Here is a 21521-nt window from a genome sequence, read left to right on the forward strand (position 1 = left end):
TTAAAACTGTTTTTCTAAGTCCTTTAAGTTTATAGCGCCTTCATAAAGTGCTTTTCCTATTATAACTGCTTCACAACCTAAATCTTCGAGTTTATTAATATCATCAATTGAGGTTACACCTCCTGAGGCGATTAGTTTAATAGATTGACTTTCGCTATTAGAACAGTTGTCAATAATTTTTTTATACAAATCAAACGAAGGACCTTCTAACATGCCATCTTTAGCAATATCAGTACAAACAACGTATTGTATTCCTTTCTTTTGGTACGTTTTGATAAAGGGAACTATTTCTAAACTACTTTGCTCCTGCCAACCATTGATAGCTACTTTTTCGTTTTCACAATCGGCTCCTAATATGATTTTTGTTCCACCATATTTTTCAATCCATGTTTCAAAAGTTACACTGTCTTTTACAGCTATACTACCTCCTGTAATTTGTTTTGCACCAGAATTGAAAGCGATATGTAAGTCTTCATCAGATTTTAAACCACCTCCAAAATCTATTTTAAGACTAGTTTTAGAGGCAATAAGCTCCAAAACTTTATAGTTTACAATATGTTTTGCTTTTGCACCATCTAAATCTACTAAATGCAAATACTCAATACCTGCGCCTTCAAACTGTTTTGCAACTTCTAAAGGGTTTTCATTATATATTTTTTTGGTATTGTAATCGCCTTTAGTTAAGCGCACACATTTACCGTCTATGATATCTATTGCTGGAATTATCCTCATGATTTCTTTCCTGCGAAAGCAGGATTCTTTTTAATTAATAATTTATATTAAAATGCTGAAACTAGTTCAACATAACATTATAGTTCTATAAAATTCCTTAAAATTTGTTCTCCTGCTGTACTACTTTTTTCTGGGTGAAATTGTACGCCATAAAAGTTTTTATTTTGTAATGCAGAAGAATATGTCAAACCATAATTAGTTTTGGCAATGGTTTGATTACATACTTCCGCAAAGTAACTATGAACAAGATACATATAGTCTTGCTCATTACTGTTTTTAAATAAAGGTGACTTCAAATCGGTAATGGAATTCCATCCCATTTGAGGTACTTTTAAAGCATCAGAAAACCGTTTTACACTAACATCAAATATACCTAAACCTTGAGTGTTACCTTCTTCTGTAAAATTGCAAAGCAATTGCATTCCTAAACAAATCCCTAAAACAGGTTGCTTTAACTCTGGAATTAAAAGATTAAGTTTTGATTTCTTCAACATATTCATTGCTGATGATGCTTCTCCTACTCCTGGAAAAATTACTCTGTCTGCTGATTTAATTTCTTCAGAATTATTTGTCAATATCGCTTCTACTCCTAACCTATTAAAAGCAAACTGAATACTCTTAATGTTTCCTGCTCCATAATCTATAATAGTTACTTTCATTTCTTATCGATATAATTTTTGTTGTACAAAATCACTCGAAGTGACATTTACAAAACTCCTTTAGTTGATGGTAAAATCATTTTTTCTACATCTCGTTTTACTGCCATTTTAATAGCTTTAGCAAATGCCTTAAAAATGGCTTCAATTTTATGATGTTCGTTAGTACCTTCAGCTTTTATATTGAGATTGCATTTGGCACCATCAGTAAACGATTTAAAAAAGTGAAAGAACATTTCGGTTGGCATTTTACCTATCATTTCTCTTTTAAAATCAGCATCCCAAACCAACCAATTTCGTCCTCCAAAGTCAATCGCAGCTTGAGCTAAACAGTCATCCATTGGCAAACAAAATCCGTAACGTTCCATTCCTAACTTATTGCTTAATGCTTTTGAAAACACTTCGCCTAAAGCAATTGCTGTATCTTCTATAGTGTGGTGTTCGTCAACTTCTAAATCACCATTGACTTTAATATCTAAATCAAGCTGACCATGTCTTGCAATTTGATCTAACATGTGGTCAAAAAATGCAATTCCTGTATCAATATTACTTTTACCAGTTCCGTCAACATTAAGATTGATTGCTATTTGGGTTTCTTTAGTATTTCTTTCAATACTAGCCGAACGATCTTTAACTTTTAAGTATTGATAAATTGCTTTCCAATCTGTTGTTGTTATTGAGATACAATCTATAATACTCTGTAAAGATGTTTCAATTTCATTGGCTCCTAAATTTGGGTCTTGAGATAAATAAATCCCTTTAGCTCCCAAGTTTTTTGCAAGTTCCATGTCAGTAATTCTGTCTCCAATAACAAACGAATTTTCTAGGTCATACGCATCAGAAAAATACTTAGTCAGTAAGCCTGCTCTAGGTTTACGAGTATCAGCGTTTTCTTCAGGAAATGTTTTATCAATATAAACTTCAGAAAAAACAACACCTTCATTAGCAAATGCATTGATTATCTTGTTTTGAGCTGGCCAAAACGTGTCCTCAGGAAAAGAATTAGTCCCCAAACCATCTTGATTAGTAACCATAACCAATTCGTAATCGAGCTCACTAGCTATTTTGCTCATATACTGAAATACCTTTGGATAGAACTCCAATTTCTCTAAACTATCCAATTGATAATCTACAGGAGGCTCAAGTACCAACGTTCCATCTCTATCTATAAATAATACTTTTTTCATTGGTCTAAATATTTTAATGTCTTAATTAATTTTTTATTTTCATCAGGTGTTCCAACTGTTATCCTTAAACAGTTTTTGCATAATGGTTGATTAGTTCTATTACGAACCACAATTCCTTCTGCAATTAATTGTCTATACCTTAAATTGGCATCATCTACTTTCATCAAGATAAAATTTGCATCAGAAGGGTAAATTTTTCCTATAAATTTCAAATCCCCAAGTGCTTTTATCAATACTTCTCTTTCTGAAATTAAAGTCTTTACCTCTTGCTTCACTTTATTAATTTCTAATAATCGTTCAAGAGCTTTTTGTTGTGTTAATGCATTGACATTATAAGGCGGTTTTATTTTGTTTAATATCGAAATTATAGCTTCTGAAGCATAACACACACCTAGTCTTATACCTGCTAATCCGTAAGCTTTAGAAAGTGTTTGAGTAACAATTAAATTAGGAAAATCCTTTAGTTTACTCAACCAACTCTCTTGATTTGAAAAATCAATGTAAGCTTCATCTATAACTACAATGCCATTAAACCCTTTAATTAACTCTTCAATATTTTTCGCATTGAAACTATTAGCAGTAGGATTGTTAGGTGAGCACAAAAAAAGCAGTTTGGTATTTTCTTTTTGACCCTCTAAGATAGGTTTTACCTTAGGTTGAAATGTTTCATCTAAATTAATTTCAATAACCTTTACAGCATTGGTATTTGCCAACACTTCGTACATACCGTAAGTTGGAGGTAAAACAATGACTTCATCTTTAGTTGGTTCACAAAATGCTCTAAAAATCAAATCGAGTATCTCGTCACTTCCATTTCCTAATAAAATCTGTGAACTTTTAACCTCTTTAATTTCTGATAGTTTTTCTTTTAAGCTGCTTTGTTGAGGATCAGGATACCTATTTAATCCGTTGTTAAAAGGATTCTCATTAGCATCTAGAAACATCATGTCTTTATTGAACTCTTTAAACTCATCTCTTGCTGAAGAATATGGTTTTAAAGCCTTAACTGACGGTCTTACTATATTATTTATATTGAAGCGTGTTTTCATTTTATTGATACTTTGTCTGTTCGAGTGATTTTCCTGAAAATCGTATCGAGAACTTATTACATCTCGATACAATTCTTAATTCTTAAGAATCACTCGATGTGACATTTATAACTTAAATCTTTGAGTCTAATAGTAACCGCATTTTTGTGAGCTTGTAAACCTTCAGCCTCTGCCATTAACTCAATGCTTTGTCCTATATTTTTTATACCTTCTTCACTAATTTTTTGAAACGTAATGCTCTTAGTAAAACTATCTAAATTAACTCCTGAATAGGATTTACTAAATCCATTTGTTGGCAAAGTATGGTTTGTTCCTGAAGCATAATCACCAGCACTTTCAGGTGTGTAATTACCAATAAATACAGAGCCTGCATTTATAATCCCATCAATAAAAAAGGCTTCGTCCTTTGCACACACAATAAAATGTTCTGGTGCATATTCATTAATTAACTCTAAAGCTTCAGCAATAGAATTCAGGTAAACAATTTTTGAATTTGAAATAGACTGTTCTGCAACTGATTTTCTTGGTAGAACTTCCAACTGCTTTTTAACTTCGTTCTCTACTTGTAAAGCAATTACTTTTGAAGTTGTCACTAAAATAACCTGACTATCTGTACCATGCTCTGCTTGACTCAATAGATCTGAAGCCACAAAAGCTGCATTAGCAGAATCATCAGCAAATACCAATAATTCACTTGGTCCTGCAGGCATATCAATTGCAACACCATATTTGGTAGCTAGTTGTTTTGCAACAGTAACAAATTGATTTCCTGGTCCGAATATTTTATAAACTTGCGGAATAGTTTCGGTTCCAAATGTTAAACTCGCTATTGCTTGAATACCTCCAACTTTATAAATTTTAGTTACACCACACAACTGAGCTGCATATAAAATTTCATTAGCAATTTGTCCATTTTTATTTGGTGGTGAACATAAAATGATTTCTGTGCAACCAGCAATTTTAGCAGGAACTGCAAGCATTAAAACCGTTGAAAACAATGGCGCTGTTCCTCCTGGAATGTATAAGCCTATTTTTTGAATTGCACGTTTTTCTTGCCAACAACGAACTCCTCTTGTGGTTTCTACGTCTACATTTTGGTTTTTTTGAGCTGTATGAAATGTTTCAATGTTAGCTTTAGCTAATTGAATGGCTTGTTTTAATTCTGAAGGTACACTTTCAACTGCTTTTTGAATTTCTAAGCTTGTAACCAAGCTACTTTTTAAATCTACTCCATCAAAAAGGGAAGTATATTTACTAACAGCTTTATCTCCATTACGCTTAACATCATCAAAAATTTGCGTTACAGTGTTTTCAATGTCGTCAATGGTTTTTGTTGGTCGTTGTAAAATTTCTGACCATTGTGCTTTACTTGGATTTATGATTGTTTCCATACTATACTACCATATTTTCTATTGGACAAACAAGGATACCTTCAGCTCCATTAGCTTTAAGTTCATCTATAATTTCCCAAAAGTCATTTTTATTGATTACTGAGTGTAGTGAGCTCCAACCTTCTTTTGCTAAAGGCATCACTGTAGGACTATTCATTCCTGGAAGAATGTTAATAATACTTTCTAAGTTTTTGTTAGGAGCATTTAGTAAGACATACTTGTTTTGTCTTCCTTTTAAAACCGATTTGATCCTGAATTGTAGCTTCTCTAATACCTGTTGTTTATCTTCACTAATATTAGGAGACACTGCTAAAACAGCTTCTGACTTTAAAAGCACTTCAACTTCTTTTAGGTTATTTTTAAACAAGGTACTTCCGCTGGAAACGATATCTACAATAGCATCGGCAAGTCCTATGTTTGGTGCAATTTCAACCGAACCATTTATTATATGTAATTCAGCATTTACATTGTTTGATTGTAAAAACCCATTAACAGTGTTTGGATAAGATGTTGCAATACGCTTGCCTTCTAAATCTTTAATTGTTGAATATTTGGTAGATTTTGGTACAGCTACCGAAACTTTACAGGTAGAAAACCCTAGTTTTTCAACTATGGAAATATCTTTACCTTTTTCAACCAATACGTTTTCTCCTATAATGGCAACATCAACCACACCATCTCTAAGGTATTGAGGGATATCGCCATTTCTTAAATAAAAGACCTCTAAAGGGAAGTTTCTAGCCGAAGCTTTTAATTGGTCTTTGCCATTATCTATAGAAATCCCAACGTCTTTAAGGATTTTCATAGAATCGTCGTGTAACCGACCTGATTTTTGAACTGCAATTTTTAATTTACTCATTTTGGTTTTAATGTGTTTGAGTAAATCTTTTTTGGGAGATATTTTTACGTTTGTAAAAACAAAAAACCGCTTGATTTACTCAAACGGTTTTAAAAATATCTTGTTTTTATTCAATACATTTTCAGCTCGCTTGAGTGCAAGTATGAAAATGATGATGATGTAATTGAATAAAATTCATTTGTTGTTTTTGTCTATACAAAGATTTAAAATAAAAATTTAAAAATCCAAATCTTATAAGAGGTTTTATGATTTTGTTAGTATTTTAAGTCTAAAATGCGAATTAATCATATTTAGGGCATGTTGTCCAAGGATAAGCACATTGGTCCTTAAAACTTAACCAACCAGACACTGATTTTTTGCCAACATTAAAACTCACTTTAGCCCATAAATCGCTAACTTCTATAATATTGACTTTTTGAAAATCGCTTATTTTATGGATTTTATTAGACGTTTTAGAGGCTAAATCATAAAGATAAACTTTGTTACCATCTTCATAGACATCAACAGAAACTAAAAATCCTGAACTTTTAACCCAATGATTTTCATAGTCGTAATTTTTGTAAGCATCAGGTAAACGTTGTATGTTTTTGATTTTAAACCAACCGTAGCTACTTTCAATAATTGCTATTTTGTACCAAGAATATTTTGATTCGTTATTATATAAGGTGTCAACTATTTTACCGTCAATATCGTCATAAATGTATATTGGTTGCTTTGATTCTTTATCGTAGTAGGATTCAACAAACTCTAGATAATGCGTTTGGTCATTATCTTGAGCAAATAGCGTGAAACTACACAATAGAAAAAGAATAAAACTTCTCATTTAAAAGACTTACTGATTTCCTAAAATAATTGGCATTCCAGAATCTCCTGAACCAATAACAATTACTTTACTATTTGGTGACTCTGATAGTTTAATAGTTGCTTCAATACCTTTGTCTTGAAGAATTTTATCGGTTAAGGAAGCACTTAAAATTTTATTTGCATCTGCTTTACCCTGAGCTTCAATAATTTGCCTTTCCGCCTCTTTTTCTGCAGTAACCAATCTAAACTCGTACTCTAAAGACTCTTGTTCTTGCTTTAGTTTACGCTCAATAGCTTCTTTAATGGTTGGTGGTAATGTAACATCTCTAATTAAAACACTGTTTAATTGAATATATTGACTTTCAACAATTTTTTTGGTTTCTTCAAAAATTTCAGTTTGTATAGCATCTCTTTTTGTAGAATATAATTGCTCTGGAGTGTAACGACCAACTACACTACGAGCTGCACTTCTAATTGCAGGCTGTAATACTCTACTTAAATAGTTTTCACCTTTTTCATTATGCAACTTGCCTAGGTTTCTTTCATCTGGTTCATATAAAACTGAAGCATCTAATTTAATATCCAACCCATTAGAAGAAAGTACCGACATCTTTTCAGGAATCTCTTGTTGGCGAGTTTCATAGTCTATTACTCGATTCCATGGTGCTATTATATGAAAACCTGGGCCTAAAGGTGGTTTTTCTGAATCCACACCGTCTTTTAATGTTTCATACAACACAGCAGCATGTCCAGAATCTATTGTAACAGCTGATTTAGCCAAAATAATTATTAAAACCACCACTCCAATTATGATGGGTAGTCCTAGTCTAGGTAACTTATCCATTTTGTTAGTTTTTTAAATTAATCCGTTATATTTTCTGATAAACCACTCAGCAGTCAAGCTTAAAACTATGACAGCGAGTAAGTATTTCCAATCGATTAAAGGTACAACATTTTTGCTGCTTTTTTGTAGTGTTGCAAACCTAGTATCGCTCGTTAACGTTTTTACTAAGCTGCTGGTATTATCAATGAAAAAAGAGTTTCCTTTAGTGGATGCTGCAAGTCTTTCTAACTTAGCGACATCTGCATTAAGAAACTGTTGTTCTACATTATAGTCTAAAATTTTCAGTTCGCCAGATTGAGATACATTTTCACCAGTAACTGATACCGTAAAACTGTATTCGCCAGCAGGAATTCCACTTAAATCTACCTGATAACCATTATTTTTTAGTACAAAAGGAAGTGTTCTGGAGTTGTTAGCTTCTTTATCTTTTAAAGTGATGTTTAAATTACCACTAGTGTCAAACTCATAGTTTTTATTAAAATATTGAGCATTAATTTTTAAGTCTTCATTTCCGTTGTAAAAAGATTCGTATTCAACATTTAGTCTTGTACGTCTTTGTTTAGAACTTAAATATTGAACCATCTTACCGATAAAATTATCAAACGGTTCAAAAGATTTTTGCTCAAGAAAACTTTGTGCTCGCCATTTCCAAATACCTTCACCATTAAGTAAGGCTTCTCGTGTTTCATTAATTTCAAAAGTAGCTAGTAAGGGTTCTCCTATAGCTATTCCGTTCACAGTTTTATAGCAAATGGTTTGAATTGGTAAGTTAAATTCAGTTTCGCCATATTCTGAACGCAAAGGAGGAAATTCATCAAAACTGACATTTTCAATAATAAAAGGTGTGTAATTTAAGTTTAACTCTGGTAAAAAATCTTCGGTTTGATTGGTTATTGTTTGCTTGTAATTACTTTGTAGCGCGTTAAGTGCATTCCAACTTGTTTTTGTACCAGCAATTACCCATTTATTAATTTTTAAACGATTGATTTCATCAAACGCTTGTTTAAACTTCATATTAGGTTGATACACTATTGCTAGCTGATAGTCGCCTGCGTTGGAAACAAACTCTTCAGGTGTTACAAGTATTGCTTGACGCTGTTCGTTGCTTTCAATACTCTTTTTTAAGGCTCCAATATCAGGATGCAAAATATCAGAAACTATAGCTACGTTTGTTTTTTGGTCTATAACTTCTACAGCAAAGTTTTTGATATTGTTTACTGTGTTTTTTTCGTTCTCTATCGGAACAATTTCAGCTTTATAACTCGACACTCCTGCTCTATTAGCTGGTAAAGTTAAATTAATGACTTTTGAAGTGCTTGTTGCTGTAAAATTGATATTTTGCGAATACACAACTGTGTTTCCTGAAGTGATATTGAAAGTGGTTGATACCGAACCTTCTCCACTGTAAACAAGAATAGCTTCAATAGGAAATCTATTTTTTAAGTATGCATATTTATTGACATTCAACTGCTGGATTTTTAAATCAATAAACTGTGTAGTATCTCCTAAAATTATTGGGTAAATAGGCTGCTTATACTTATTTGTAGAAAACTCATAATCGTTACCGTAGGTTTGGTTTCCATCGGTTATCAATAGCGTTGGAGCTACTGAATTACTATAAATTTCTGATAAGCGGTCAAATGCTAAAGCCATATTAGATTGTCTATCAGAATAGGATAACGAATCTGTTTTAGCTAAGATTTTTCCGAAGGTGTAAAACTCTAGATTAAAATTTTCATTTAAAGAGTCGTTGGCTTTTAAGCGTTCAATTAACTCATTGGTGTTATTGTTTTGGTTTAAATACCTAACAGACTCTGAATTATCAATAGCTACAACAAGTGTTGGTTTTTCATTGTAATAAGTGGTTTGCTCAAATTTTGGATTGATAAGTAAAAGCATAATAGCAAACAAAGTCACAAATCTTAAAAAGGTTAAAAACTTATGACTGTTGCTCTTACTTTTTGATTTATATATATACTGAAAAAGCGCTAATAAAAGCGCTATGATTCCAGATAGTATTATATATATAATGGTGCTTTCTTGCACTATTGTTTAACTTTTATAATTTCAAAACCGTCTAAAAAACGTTCTATTTTACTATTATTATCATTTTCAGGCGTGCAAATTACTTGAGAAATGTACATTGAGTTTGTAACTAAAACAACACGTATGTATATAAAACCGCCTTGAATTTCAATTTTTACATCTCTTCCTGGATAACCATTGAAGGTGATTTTTTTATCAAATATTAAAGAGCCGTTTACATTACTTACTGCTCCTTTAACTGCTCCATCTAAAACAGTAGTATTATACTTATCATCTGCATCTATAAATTGTTCTTCAGGATAATCAGATTTTATTGTACTATACACAACATTATCGTCTTGTTGAGGAGTACACATAACCATATGCATGTCTAGTGTTCCTACTGCTGTTTCTACTTGTTGTACAGTACGCTTAGGCGTTTCAGGAAAATATGCTATAAAGGCTAAATCTTCAGATTTGTACTTTTGCCAATCTTGAGCTATTGCCTGGATAGATAATAAGCAACAAATTGCAATTAAATAAGAGAGTTTTTTCATAAGATTTGAATTAATATATTGATTAGGTTAGCATTCCTCCATCAACGTTTAGGGTTTGACCAGTAACATAAGCACTCATATCACTAGCTAAAAACACACATACGTTTGCAATATCTTCTGGTGTACCACCACGTTTTAAAGGTATTGCATCTCTCCATCCTTTTACTGTATCTTCATCTAGCTTTGCAGTCATTTCAGTTTCTATAAACCCAGGAGCAATCACGTTACTTCTAATGTTTCTTGAACCTAGTTCTAATGCAACCGATTTTGAAAATCCTATTATACCAGCTTTTGATGCTGCATAATTAGTTTGTCCTGCATTTCCTTTAACACCAACAACAGAACTCATATTAATGATAGATCCTTTACGTTGTTTTAGCATAGTACGTTGTACTGCTTTTGTCATATTAAAAACAGATTTAAGGTTAACTTCAATAACCTTGTCAAAATCTTCTTCAGTAATACGCATTAACAGGTTGTCTTTTGTAATACCTGCGTTGTTTACTAATATATCAATGCTTCCAAATTCCTTTACAACATCATCAGCCAACTCTTGAGCTTGATTAAAATCTGCAGCATTACTTTGATAGCCTTTAGCTTTAACGCCTAGTGCGTTTAATTCATTTTCTAATTGATTAGCAGCTTCTACAGAAGAGCTATAAGTAAAAGCCACATTGGCTCCATGTTGTGCAAAAACTTCAGCAATTCCTTTTCCAATACCTCTACTTGCACCTGTTATAATAGCTGTTTTTCCTTCTAAAATTTTCATTGTTAGTTTTAATATTAGTTGATGTTCAAATATAGCAAATACAAGTTGCACGAAATAAAAAAACCTCACAAATTCTTGTGAGGTTTTTAACATTGTTATTGAGATTCCAAAACCTGTTTCGGAATGATAACTTCAATTACAGCTTTACGTCTTCAGGCTTTTCGTAGTTGAATAAATGATCAACATCCATTTCTTGTACTTCACCTAACTTACTTAACGCTTTAAAGTCGATTTCATTTTTGTTACCAATAACCATTACGTTATAGTTTTCACCCTTAATATTTGTATTGAAGAAGTTTCTTAAATCTTCAATAGTCATATCTTTTATAGTGTTATAGATTTCTTCTCTGTTATCGTTTTCTATACCTCTTTTTTGAAGCCCTTCATAAGTCCAGAAGATATTAGATTTTGTAATACGTTGTGCAGCAATCTTTTTTAATGTAGCTTCTTTAGCAGCATTAAATTGCTCTTCAGCTTCAGGCATATTAGTCATAAGCTCCATCATTGCATCTACTGCTTGTGGCATCTTGTTTGCTTGAGTACCAATGTAAGCCATTACATAGTTAGACTCGTCTTTATCACTTGCATTACTATAGCTAGAAAACGCTGAGTAAGCTAACGATTTAGACTCTCTAATTTCTTGGAATACTATTGAAGATAAACCACTACCAAAATACGTGTTAAATAAAGTAGAAGCTGCCATGTTTTCAGCTTTAAAAGGCTCTCCTTTTGCTAAAAACAACATTTCAGACTGTACCATATCGTAATCTACAAAGTACACATTACCTCCTGTTTCTTTTTCAACATAAGCTGTAGCTTCAGGGTATTCTTTTAACTCGGTAGGTAAAATGTGATGTGTATTTAATGCTGCAATAGCAGCATCAACATCTTTACCGTAATAGAATACACGCTGTTTGTAGTTTTTCATGTCTTTAACTAAATCAACTAACTCTTGTGGATTTACTGTTGCTAGCTCACTAGCTTGCATGATGTTTCTTAATCTTGAATTATCACCATACTTACCATAGTTCATTAATCCGTTAAAAAGAATATTTCCTTTTTGAGTTTTACCGTCTTGTCTTCCTTTAATGATTTGATCAACATACTTATCATAAGCTTCTTGGTCTGGAACAGCATTAGCCCATAAATGCTCTAATAACTCTAATCCTTTAGGCAAATTTTCTTTTAAACCACTTAAACCTACATAAGACTTCTCTGAACCTGCACTTACATAATAATCGATACCTAATTTGTAAAATTCTTTCTTAAGATCTTCAGCTGAGTATTTATCAGTTCCTAAGTACTCTAAATATCCAACAGCTAATCCTAACTTTTTATCGTTATCACTTCCCATATCAAAAATGATATTTAAGTCGAAAAGATCGTTCAACTCATTTTCAATATAAGATACTTTAATTCCATTATCGGTTTTGGATTCTTTAATCGCTGTTTTGTAATCAACGTATTGTGGCTGTAATTCAGCAGCTTCAATAGCATTAAAGTTTGTTAAGTACTCAGAGCTCTTATCTCTGTTAAGATTTACAGGAGTAATACCAGGATTTTCAACCTTTACGATTGAGTTATCTTCTCCTTGACGCTTGTAGGTTACTACATAATTGTCTTTATAAAAACCATTAGCAAAATCTACTAATTCTTGTTTAGTGATTTTCTTTAAATCATCTAAAAACTTCACTTTTCTTTGCCAATCTTCGTGGTGAATAAAAGCATTATAATACATTGAAGCTAAAGCAGTACTGTTTTCGTACTGTCTAGTTTCACTAAGCTTAAGGTCATTAATAACTGCGTCTAACATCCAATCTTCAAATTCTCCTTTTTTAAGCTTATCTATTTGAGCTAATAGTAAATCTTTAACTTCATCTAGTGTTTGACCTTCTTTAGGAGAACCATTAAATGTATGGTATCCATAATCATTTAAAAAAGTAGGAGAACATCCAGCATATTGTACAACTTGTTGCTGATTTAAATTTAAATCAATTAAACCTGCTTTACCATTAGCTAAAATCATATCGGCAAGTGTCATTAATTTTTCTTCATCGGTATTTACACCTTTAGAACGGAAAGCTATAGATACACTTTCTGATTCTGGGCCAAACACTTCTTTTACAATTGGAGCAGTTATTGGCTCTTCAACTGGCAACGTAGGGTGTGTAACTTCTTTACGCTCTAATTTTCCAAAAGTTTCATTTACCTTTTTTATTGTAGCATCAAAATCTAAATCACCAACTAATACCATTGCCATGTTATTTGGCACATAATATTTGTCGAAATAATTATGAATTGCTACCATTGAAGGATTTTTTAAGTGCTCTCCTGTACCAATAGTAGTTTGTTGTCCGTAAGGGTGGTTTGGAAACAAACCATCTAACATTGCTGCGTATGATTTTCTAAAATCGTTATCCTGACCTCTGTTAAACTCTTCAAAAACAGCTTCAAGTTCAGTATGAAATAAACGCAATACTAACTGGCTAAAACGCTCACTTTCTAATTTTAACCATTTATCTAACTCATTAGCAGGAATTTTGTTTTTGTAAACTGTTTCCTCAAACCAAGTATGTGCATTTGTTCCTGTAGCTCCAAGAGAGCTAACCATTTTATCATACTCGTTAGCTACACAATAGTTTGAAGCCTCTAGCGATACTTCATCTATCTTCTTATAAAGCGCTTTTTTCTTTTCAGGATCAGTTTCAGCTTTATGCTCTTCGTACAAATCAGAAATTTGCTTTAAATACTCTTTTTCTTTTTCCCAGTCTAACGCACTAATCTCATCAGTACCTTTAAACACCATGTGCTCTAAGTAGTGTGCTAATCCAGTAGATTCTTTAGGATCATAGTTAGAACCAGCTCTAACTGCTATGTAAGTTTGAATTTTTGGCTCATCATTATTTTTACTTAAGTATACTTTTAAACCATTGTCTAGAGTATACAAACGTAAACCTGTTGGATCGTTTTCAACAGTTTCATAAGAAAACCCACTAGCGTCTTTATGTGTTTCAACAGCATAAGCCAAAGTGTCATTGCCTTTATCGGTTTTGCAGCTAAACACTACAAACAGTGATAAACACAAGTAAAGTAATTTAAATTGTTTCATTTGTTGATTTGTTAATTGATAAAAAAATTCCGTTGACTAAGATACAGCCAACGGAATGATAACGAGATATTTTTGTATATATTTTAACAAAAAGTTATGATAAAACTTCTGCTACTTTTTTACCTATTTCAGCAGGTGAATCAACTACATGAATTCCACAATCTCTCATAATTGCTTTTTTAGCTTGGGCAGTATCGTCACTACCACCAACTATAGCTCCAGCATGACCCATTGTACGTCCTGCAGGCGCAGTTTCACCAGCTATAAACCCAATAATAGGTTTTTTGCTTCCACTGTTTTTATACCATTTAGCAGCATCAGCTTCTAATTGACCTCCAATTTCTCCAATCATAACCACAGCTTCAGTTTCTGAATCGTTAATTAACAACTCAACAGCTTCCTTAGTCGTTGTTCCAATAATTGGGTCTCCACCAATACCAATTGCTGTAGTAATTCCTAAACCTTGTTTTACTACTTGGTCAGCCGCTTCATAAGTTAATGTTCCTGATTTTGAAACAATCCCTACTTTTCCTTTTTTGAAAACGAAACCAGGCATAATACCTACTTTAGCTTCACCAGGAGTGATTACTCCAGGACAGTTAGGACCTATTAAACGACAATCTTTATCTTTAATATAGTTTGAAGCCGTAATCATATCAGCAACTGGAATACCTTCAGTAATTGTGATAATTACTTTAATACCAGCATCAGCAGCTTCCATAATTGCATCAGCAGCAAACGCTGGTGGTACAAATATAATAGTTGTATCTGCTCCTACTGAATCAACAGCTTCTTTTACAGTGTTAAAAACTGGTTTATCTAAATGAGTTTGACCACCTTTTCCTGGTGTAACACCTCCAACAACATTGGTTCCATACTCAATCATTTGTCCAGCGTGAAAAGTACCTTCACTACCTGTAAAACCTTGTACTATAATTTTTGAATTCTTATTTACTAAAACGCTCATCTATATTTTGATTTTTATTTTAAAAAACGTTACAAAAATACTGTTTTAACACCTATAAAAAAGTGTTTTATACTTTTATTTTTGAAAATGATTTAAGACTCTCTAAACTTACATCTGCTTGCTGGCTTATTTCGTAACCACGATAGAGTTTATTGTCTTTTAACTCCCAGATAGTTATAAAATGTGCCATTGGTTGTTCTTCATCAGGATCTTCAATTGTTCTTACATGGACAGTATATCTCGTAGTCACAAAATTTTCATCGGCTAACAGATGACTGATTTCAACTCTAAACGACTCATACGTTCTACTGATATCTAAGAATAAATCTTTAATATCATTAAACTTTAAAACAGAAAACCCTTTACTACTACTCCAATGCAATAAACAATCTTTATGTAGATAATTATCAATTACAGTTGTTTCATTGGCAAAATCTGATTCATAAAAACGCTTTACATATTCTTTTGGAGTCATGATTTATTTTTTAATTGTTCTAAAATTTCAGGAATCTTCTTGATAGAAGCTATTTCTTTATATTTAGATCTAAAATCATCTGCTGGTGTCCCAAAATAGCTATTGTTACCTTCAAGAGATTTACTTACTCCTGATTGTGCAGAAATAACTGCTTTTGAACCTATGGTAATTCCGCTGGTAATACCTACTTGTCCCCAGATAGTTACTTCGTCTTCAATTACTACACAACCTGCAATACCCACTTGCGATGCAATGAGACATTTTTTACCAATAACAGTGTCATGCCCTATTTGAATTAAGTTATCTAGCTTAGAGCCTTCTCCAATGGTAGTATCTCCTGTAACACCTTTATCTATTGTACAAGAAGCTCCTATATCAACATTATCTTGAATAACTACTCGACCTCCAGAAAGTAAACGATCAAAACCAGTTGGTCTTTTTTTGTAGTAAAATGCATTTGCGCCTAATACAGTACCTGAATGTATTGTAACATTATCACCAATAACAGCATCATCATAAATACTTACATTGGAATGGATAACACAATTGTCACCTATTATAACATTATTACCAATAAAACAATTGGGCTGAATAACTGTGTTTTTTCCAACTTTTGCAGTCTTTGATATTGCAATATCAGAAGCTTGAAACGGTTTAAAATGTTGCGTGAGTTTATTAAAATCTCTAAAAGGGTCATCACTAATTAATAGTGCTTTCCCTTCAGGACATCCTACCTCTTTATTAATTAATATTATGGTTGCAGCAGATTGTAATGCCTTATCATAATACTTAGGATGATCAACAAACACAATGTCTCCTGGCTCAACCACATGAATTTCGTTCATGCCCAAAACAGGAAAGGTCTCTTCTCCAACATAATCACACTTAATTATGCTAGCTATTTCTTTTAAAGTATGTGGTTTAGAAAATTTCAATTAAAGTTATTCTTTAATTCTTTCTTTGTAAGTTCCTTTTTCAGTTTCAATCTTAATCTTGTCTCCTTCATTAATAAACAAAGGTACATTTACCTCTGCTCCTGTCTCAACAGTTGCTGGTTTTGTTGCATTAGTTGCTGTGTTTCCTTTTACTCCAGGTTCAGTTGCAGTAACTTCTAGAATAACACTTGCAGGCATTTCAACAGATAAAGGTAAATTATCTTCTGTATTGATAAGCACAGTTACTACTTCTCCTTCTTTCATTAATTCTGGTCTGTCTAATGCAGCTTCTAATAAACGAATTTGAGTATAATCTTCAGTATTCATAAAATGGTAAAATTCTCCATCGTTATATAAAAACTGAAACTTGTGAGTTTCTACTCTAACGTCTTCAATTTTATGTCCTGCAGAAAAGGTGTTATCTATAACTTTTCCTGTAGTTACACTTTTTAATTTTGTACGAACAAACGCTGGTCCTTTACCAGGTTTTACGTGTAAAAATTCTATAATTTTATAAATATCATGATTGTATCTAATACACAATCCGTTTCTAATATCACTTGTAGTTGCCATAAATTAATTTGATTTAAAATATCCTTTCATAATACCTCTTTGAGAGTCTTTGATAAATTGAAGTATTTCATCGCGTTCTGAAGTCGCTTCCATTTCAGCTTCAATAATCTCAGCAGCTTGGGTATTGTTATAATTTTTTTGATACAGAATTCTGTATATATCTTGAATTTCTCTAATTTTTTCGGTTGAGAACCCTCTTCGTCTTAGTCCTACAGAGTTTATACCAACATAAGACAAAGGCTCTCTTGCTGCTTTTACATAAGGAGGCACATCTTTTCTTACTAAAGACCCTCCTGTTACAAAAGCATGATTACCAATTGAACAAAATTGGTGTACAGCAGTCATACCAGCAAGTACAACATAATCACCAACAGTAATATGACCTGCTAATGTTGAGTTGTTTGAAAAAATACAGTTATTACCTACAATACAATCGTGAGCAATATGGCAATACGCCATAATTAAACAATTATCTCCTACAACTGTTTTCATCTTATCAGTTGTGCCTCTATTAATGGTAACACACTCTCTTATAGTTACATTATCTCCAATAATTGTAAGCGTGTCTTCGTCTTTGTATTTTAAGTCTTGAGGTACTGCAGAAATTACAGCGCCAGGGAAAATATTACAGTTTTTTCCTATTCTTGCACCTTCCATAATGGTAACATTACTTCCAATCCAAGTACCTTCACCTATAGTTACATTATTGTTGATTGTTGTAAAAGGTTCTATTACGACATTCTTTGCAATTTTTGCTCCAGGATGCACGTATGCTAATGGTTGGTTCATTTTTGTAATTTTAATTTAAATGAATAGGTGAAAATGTATTCGCCTATTTGATTGACCAAAGCACTTAAAATATAAGTTTCTGTCTGGTTCATGTTTATTTCACTTTAGATATTTGAGCCATAAGCTCTGCTTCAGCGCATAACTTTCCGTTTGCATAAGCATATCCTTGCATGTGGCATATACCACGACGAATAGGTGTAATTAAATCACACTTAAATATCAATGTGTCACCAGGAACTACTTTTTGCTTAAACTTAACATTATCTATTTTCATAAAGAAGGTTAAGTAGTTTTCAGGATCTGGCACTGTACTTAACACCAAAATACCTCCTGTTTGTGCCATAGCTTCAACTATTAAAACTCCTGGCATTACTGGAGCTCCTGGGAAATGGCCTGCAAAGAAAGGCTCGTTCATAGTGACGTTTTTCATACCTATAACACCACTATCAGTCAATTCAAATATTTTGTCAATAAGCAAAAATGGTTGTCTGTGAGGCAACATTGCCATAATTTGATTGACATCCATTAATGGTTCTTGGTTTAAATCTACACTAGGAACATTGTTACGTCTTTCATTTTTAATGATTTTAGACATTTTTTTAGCAAACTGCGTATTGATATAATGCCCAGGCTTGTTAGCTATAATTTTCCCTCTAATACGAGTTCCTACTAAAGCTAAATCTCCTATTACGTCTAACAGTTTATGTCTAGCTGCTTCGTTAGGATGATGTAACGTAAGATTATCTAAAATTCCGTTTGGTTTTATTGCTAGAGTCTCTTTATTAAAAGCTACTTTAAGTTTTTCTGTAGTTTCTTTTGACAATTCCTTGTCAACATAAACTATTGCATTGTTTAAGTCGCCTCCTTTAATAAGTCCATGCTCTAAAAGCATTTCTAGTTCATGTAAGAAACTAAAGGTTCTAGAGTCTGAAATATCATCTTTAAAATCGGAAATATGATTTAAAGTTGCATTTTGAGTGCCTAATACTTTTGTACCAAAGTCAACCATTGTTGTAATTTGATATTCTTTAGAAGGCATAACAATAATTTCGCTACCTGTTTCTTCATCAGAATACGACACAACATCAGACACTACATATTCTTCTCTAAAATCGTCTTGCTCTTCGATTCCTGCATTTTCTAATGCTTCAACAAAGAATTTTGAAGACCCATCCATAATTGGAGGTTCTGAAGCGTTTAGCTCAATAATAACGTTGTCAATATCCATTCCAACCAAAGCAGCCAAAACATGTTCAGAGGTTTGAATAACAACTCCATTTTTTTCTAAACATGTACCACGTTGTGTGTTGGTAACATAGTTTGCATCAGCTTCGATTACTGGATTACCTTCTAAATCAATTCTTTTAAAAGAGTAACCATTATTTACCGAAGCAGGTTTAAAAGTAAGTGTTACATTTTTTCCTGTATGCAACCCAACACCTGTAAGCGAAACTTCTTTTTGAATGGTTTTTTGCTTAACGTCTGTTTTAATTATTGCCATTTACTTTTTTTTCTATTTCATTAATATCTTTTACAATCTTAGGAAGGTTTTTAAAGTATACATAGGATTTATTAAAATCACCATAACTTAATGCTGGCGAACCTTGTAACACTTCATTATCCTTAATGTTTCGTCCAATTCCTGATTGTGCTTGGATTTTTACATTATTTCCTATTGTTATATGTCCTACAATACCAACTTGACCACCTATAATACAGTTTTCACCAATTTTAGTAGATCCTGCTACACCTGTTTGAGCAGCAATAACTGTGTTTTTACCAACTTCAACATTATGTGCAATTTGTATTTGGTTATCAAGTTTAACTCCTTTTCTAATAATTGTAGAGCCCAACGTTGCTCTATCAATAGTAGTAGCAGCACCAATATCTACATAATCTTCAATAATTACATTTCCGGTTTGTGGCACTTTGCTATATTCTCCTTTTTCATTAGGTGCAAAGCCAAAACCATCAGCTCCAATTATAGCTCCTGAATTAATCACACAGTTTGAGCCTATGTAACTTTCAGAATAAATTTTAGCTCCAGAAAACACTATGGTATTATCACCAATTGTAACATTGTCTCCTATATAAGCACTTGGAAATATTTTTACATTATCTCCTATTTTTACCTTATCACCTATATAAGTGAATGCGCCTACATAAACGTTTTCTCCATAGCTTGCTGTTTCTGAAATAAACGAGGGTTGTTCAATTCCACTTTTATTAAGTTTTACCTGATTGTAATACTCCAACAATTTTGAGAACGATTTATAAGCATCTTCAACTTTTATTAAAGTTGTAGTGATGTCGTTTTCTGCTTCAAAAGTTTTATTAACTATTGTAATTGATGCCTTTGTAGAATAAATATAAGGCTTGTATTTAGGATTAGCCAAAAAGGTTAATGACCCTTCGGTTCCTTCTTCTATTTTGGAAAGTTTAGAAACTTCAACATCGGGATTTCCAATAATATCACCTTCTAAAATTCCTGCTATTTGTGTTGCTGTGAATTTCATTAATCGCAAAAATAGAAAAAATGTATCACATTTTATCCTTAGGATAACATATATAATATTTAGTCACTTGTTTTGAAAGGGACTTGATGTTGAACTGGTCTGATACTTTAGCGATGTCTACTATCTTTCCATTTTTTTGAAGAATATTAATCCCTTGCTTTTTGGCATTGTAAGCCTGATTAGAAATTTCGCCATAAAACACAAAATACTCAGCTTCTTCTTTAGATATTGAATGCTTGTTCATTAGGTTTTGAGTGTGTTTTTGCAAAACATCTTTCTTTATCCTTTTATTCTTTATTTTAACTTTAAGTAAATCTCTATTGATAATCATTTCACAAAGATTTCTCAGTACAAAATCTTCATGAAACTGCCATGTTTTCATTGCTGAAACAATATCATAATCGTCTAATCGTGAAAAAGCTTCTAGAGTATCTTTATTAAAATCGTCTAGAGAGATTTCATTCTTAAGAAAATACTGTAAAGGTTCACTTGCTTGCAAATGAACTCCTTTATTGGTCAGTTCCTTAGCTCTACTCAACACCCTCATCAACAACTGCTCAGCAGCTAAACTAGTTTTATGCAAATACACTTGCCAATACATAAAACGTCTTGCGACTAAAAATTTCTCAACACTATAAATACCTTTTTCTTCAACAACCAACACATCGTCAACTACATTAAGCATAGTTATTAATCGCTCACTATTAATATTTCCCTCAGCAACTCCTGTGTAAAAACTATCACGCTTTAAATAATCTGACCGATCCATATCTAATTGACCAGAGATTAATTGACATAAAAACTTTCTGGAATAGTTACCTTTAAAAATAGCTATAGCAAGCGTTAAACTTGAGTTAAATTCTTTATTCAACTGCTCCATAAAAAGCATTGAAATATCCTCGTGCGAGACTCCACTAACAATACTATGTTCCATAGCATGCGAAAATGGACCATGACCAATATCATGTAATAAAATGGCAATATAGAGCGCATTTTCTTCTTCTTCAGAAATGGCAACTCCCTTAAAACGAAGTACATTCACCGCTTTTTGCATTAGATGCATACACCCAATTGCATGATGAAATCTAGTATGATGTGCACCTGGATAAACCAAATAAGACATTCCCATTTGGGTTATTCGTCTTAAACGCTGAAAGTATCTGTGTTCAATTAAATCAAAAATTAACGAATTTGGAATAGTAATAAATCCGTAAATTGGGTCGTTAAATATCTTAAGTTTGTTTACCTTATTCAAACTTCAATTTTTACTTTAAATTTAAACAA

20 protein-coding genes are annotated in these 21521 nt (G+C 32.5%); all 20 read right to left on the bottom strand.

Annotation, left to right across the window (positions count from 1 at the left end; all coding sequences use genetic code 11):
* A complete protein-coding gene (gene hisA / locus A8975_RS05505) occupies positions 1-732 on the bottom strand; it encodes a 1-(5-phosphoribosyl)-5-[(5-phosphoribosylamino)methylideneamino]imidazole-4-carboxamide isomerase (RefSeq protein WP_134198984.1) in 732 nt (243 codons plus the stop codon).
* 77 nt (positions 733-809) lie between these two features.
* Positions 810-1391 (bottom strand): imidazole glycerol phosphate synthase subunit HisH, encoded by a 582-nt coding sequence (gene hisH, locus A8975_RS05510; protein WP_134198985.1) that lies wholly within the window; start codon positions 1389-1391, stop codon positions 810-812.
* Between the two features lie 47 nt (positions 1392-1438).
* Positions 1439-2575 (bottom strand): bifunctional histidinol-phosphatase/imidazoleglycerol-phosphate dehydratase HisB, encoded by a 1137-nt coding sequence (hisB, locus tag A8975_RS05515; RefSeq protein ID WP_134198986.1) that lies wholly within the window; start codon positions 2573-2575, stop codon positions 1439-1441.
* Positions 2572-3624: a histidinol-phosphate transaminase gene (hisC, locus tag A8975_RS05520; protein ID WP_134198987.1), complete on the bottom strand. Its 1053-nt coding sequence runs from the start codon at positions 3622-3624 to the stop codon at positions 2572-2574. The genes hisB and hisC overlap by 4 nt, the downstream gene beginning before the upstream one ends.
* A gap of 89 nt (positions 3625-3713) precedes the next feature.
* The gene (gene hisD / locus A8975_RS05525) at positions 3714-5015 is read right to left on the bottom strand and encodes a histidinol dehydrogenase (RefSeq protein WP_134198988.1); all 1302 of its coding nucleotides are present in this window, start codon (positions 5013-5015) and stop codon (positions 3714-3716) included.
* 1 nt (position 5016) lies between these two features.
* Positions 5017-5874 carry an ATP phosphoribosyltransferase gene (gene hisG / locus A8975_RS05530; protein ID WP_134198989.1) on the bottom strand — a complete coding sequence of 286 codons (858 nt, stop codon included), beginning with the start codon at positions 5872-5874 and terminating at the stop codon, positions 5017-5019.
* A gap of 280 nt (positions 5875-6154) precedes the next feature.
* Positions 6155-6697, bottom strand: a complete 543-nt coding sequence (locus A8975_RS05535; protein ID WP_134198990.1) for a hypothetical protein — start codon at positions 6695-6697, stop codon at positions 6155-6157.
* A gap of 9 nt (positions 6698-6706) precedes the next feature.
* Positions 6707-7522, bottom strand: coding sequence for a prohibitin family protein (locus A8975_RS05540; protein WP_134198991.1), 816 nt, complete (start codon positions 7520-7522; stop codon positions 6707-6709).
* A gap of 12 nt (positions 7523-7534) precedes the next feature.
* A complete protein-coding gene (locus A8975_RS05545) occupies positions 7535-9421 on the bottom strand; it encodes a VWA domain-containing protein (protein ID WP_243832951.1) in 1887 nt (628 codons plus the stop codon).
* Between the two features lie 146 nt (positions 9422-9567).
* A complete protein-coding gene (locus tag A8975_RS05550; protein WP_134198993.1) occupies positions 9568-10104 on the bottom strand; it encodes a hypothetical protein in 537 nt (178 codons plus the stop codon).
* Between the two features lie 22 nt (positions 10105-10126).
* Positions 10127-10873, bottom strand: a complete 747-nt coding sequence (fabG, locus tag A8975_RS05555) for a 3-oxoacyl-[acyl-carrier-protein] reductase (RefSeq protein ID WP_131506733.1) — start codon at positions 10871-10873, stop codon at positions 10127-10129.
* 136 nt (positions 10874-11009) lie between these two features.
* On the bottom strand, positions 11010-13982 hold the full coding sequence (locus A8975_RS05560) for a M16 family metallopeptidase (RefSeq protein WP_134198994.1): 2973 nt from the start codon (positions 13980-13982) through the stop codon (positions 11010-11012).
* Positions 13983-14076: 94 nt separating this feature from the next.
* Complete coding sequence (gene sucD / locus A8975_RS05565) at positions 14077-14949, bottom strand: succinate--CoA ligase subunit alpha (protein ID WP_129760095.1); 873 nt, start codon at positions 14947-14949, stop codon at positions 14077-14079.
* Between the two features lie 67 nt (positions 14950-15016).
* Positions 15017-15424 (bottom strand): nuclear transport factor 2 family protein, encoded by a 408-nt coding sequence (locus A8975_RS05570; RefSeq protein ID WP_134198995.1) that lies wholly within the window; start codon positions 15422-15424, stop codon positions 15017-15019.
* Positions 15421-16359 carry a UDP-3-O-(3-hydroxymyristoyl)glucosamine N-acyltransferase gene (locus tag A8975_RS05575; RefSeq protein ID WP_134198996.1) on the bottom strand — a complete coding sequence of 313 codons (939 nt, stop codon included), beginning with the start codon at positions 16357-16359 and terminating at the stop codon, positions 15421-15423. The genes A8975_RS05570 and A8975_RS05575 overlap by 4 nt, the downstream gene beginning before the upstream one ends.
* A gap of 6 nt (positions 16360-16365) precedes the next feature.
* Complete coding sequence (gene efp, locus A8975_RS05580; protein WP_129760098.1) at positions 16366-16932, bottom strand: elongation factor P; 567 nt, start codon at positions 16930-16932, stop codon at positions 16366-16368.
* Between the two features lie 3 nt (positions 16933-16935).
* Positions 16936-17721, bottom strand: coding sequence for an acyl-ACP--UDP-N-acetylglucosamine O-acyltransferase (gene lpxA / locus A8975_RS05585; RefSeq protein WP_129760099.1), 786 nt, complete (start codon positions 17719-17721; stop codon positions 16936-16938).
* Positions 17722-17815: 94 nt separating this feature from the next.
* Complete coding sequence (locus A8975_RS05590) at positions 17816-19222, bottom strand: bifunctional UDP-3-O-[3-hydroxymyristoyl] N-acetylglucosamine deacetylase/3-hydroxyacyl-ACP dehydratase (RefSeq protein ID WP_131506737.1); 1407 nt, start codon at positions 19220-19222, stop codon at positions 17816-17818.
* A complete protein-coding gene (gene lpxD / locus A8975_RS05595) occupies positions 19209-20237 on the bottom strand; it encodes a UDP-3-O-(3-hydroxymyristoyl)glucosamine N-acyltransferase (protein WP_134198997.1) in 1029 nt (342 codons plus the stop codon). Before lpxD ends, A8975_RS05590 begins: the two co-directional genes overlap by 14 nt.
* A 25-nt stretch (positions 20238-20262) precedes the next feature.
* Positions 20263-21492 (bottom strand): HD domain-containing protein, encoded by a 1230-nt coding sequence (locus tag A8975_RS05600; RefSeq protein WP_134198998.1) that lies wholly within the window; start codon positions 21490-21492, stop codon positions 20263-20265.
* Positions 21493-21521 lie beyond the last annotated feature (29 nt).

The sequence above is a fragment of the Meridianimaribacter flavus genome (assembly GCF_004366715.1).
Taxonomy (GTDB): domain Bacteria; phylum Bacteroidota; class Bacteroidia; order Flavobacteriales; family Flavobacteriaceae; genus Gaetbulibacter_B; species Gaetbulibacter_B jejuensis.

Coding starts and splice junctions, on each gene's coding strand:
- hisA (WP_134198984.1), bottom strand. CDS start 732: ATGAGGATAATTCCAGCAATAGATATCATAGACGGTAAATGTGTGCGC.
- hisH (WP_134198985.1), bottom strand. CDS start 1,391: ATGAAAGTAACTATTATAGATTATGGAGCAGGAAACATTAAGAGTATT.
- hisB (WP_134198986.1), bottom strand. CDS start 2,575: ATGAAAAAAGTATTATTTATAGATAGAGATGGAACGTTGGTACTTGAG.
- hisC (WP_134198987.1), bottom strand. CDS start 3,624: ATGAAAACACGCTTCAATATAAATAATATAGTAAGACCGTCAGTTAAG.
- hisD (WP_134198988.1), bottom strand. CDS start 5,015: ATGGAAACAATCATAAATCCAAGTAAAGCACAATGGTCAGAAATTTTA.
- hisG (WP_134198989.1), bottom strand. CDS start 5,874: ATGAGTAAATTAAAAATTGCAGTTCAAAAATCAGGTCGGTTACACGAC.
- A8975_RS05535 (WP_134198990.1), bottom strand. CDS start 6,697: ATGAGAAGTTTTATTCTTTTTCTATTGTGTAGTTTCACGCTATTTGCT.
- A8975_RS05540 (WP_134198991.1), bottom strand. CDS start 7,522: ATGGATAAGTTACCTAGACTAGGACTACCCATCATAATTGGAGTGGTG.
- A8975_RS05545 (WP_243832951.1), bottom strand. CDS start 9,421: ATGCTTTTACTTATCAATCCAAAATTTGAGCAAACCACTTATTACAAT.
- A8975_RS05550 (WP_134198993.1), bottom strand. CDS start 10,104: ATGAAAAAACTCTCTTATTTAATTGCAATTTGTTGCTTATTATCTATC.
- fabG (WP_131506733.1), bottom strand. CDS start 10,873: ATGAAAATTTTAGAAGGAAAAACAGCTATTATAACAGGTGCAAGTAGA.
- A8975_RS05560 (WP_134198994.1), bottom strand. CDS start 13,982: ATGAAACAATTTAAATTACTTTACTTGTGTTTATCACTGTTTGTAGTG.
- sucD (WP_129760095.1), bottom strand. CDS start 14,949: ATGAGCGTTTTAGTAAATAAGAATTCAAAAATTATAGTACAAGGTTTT.
- A8975_RS05570 (WP_134198995.1), bottom strand. CDS start 15,424: ATGACTCCAAAAGAATATGTAAAGCGTTTTTATGAATCAGATTTTGCC.
- efp (WP_129760098.1), bottom strand. CDS start 16,932: ATGGCAACTACAAGTGATATTAGAAACGGATTGTGTATTAGATACAAT.
- lpxA (WP_129760099.1), bottom strand. CDS start 17,721: ATGAACCAACCATTAGCATACGTGCATCCTGGAGCAAAAATTGCAAAG.
- A8975_RS05590 (WP_131506737.1), bottom strand. CDS start 19,222: ATGGCAATAATTAAAACAGACGTTAAGCAAAAAACCATTCAAAAAGAA.
- lpxD (WP_134198997.1), bottom strand. CDS start 20,237: ATGAAATTCACAGCAACACAAATAGCAGGAATTTTAGAAGGTGATATT.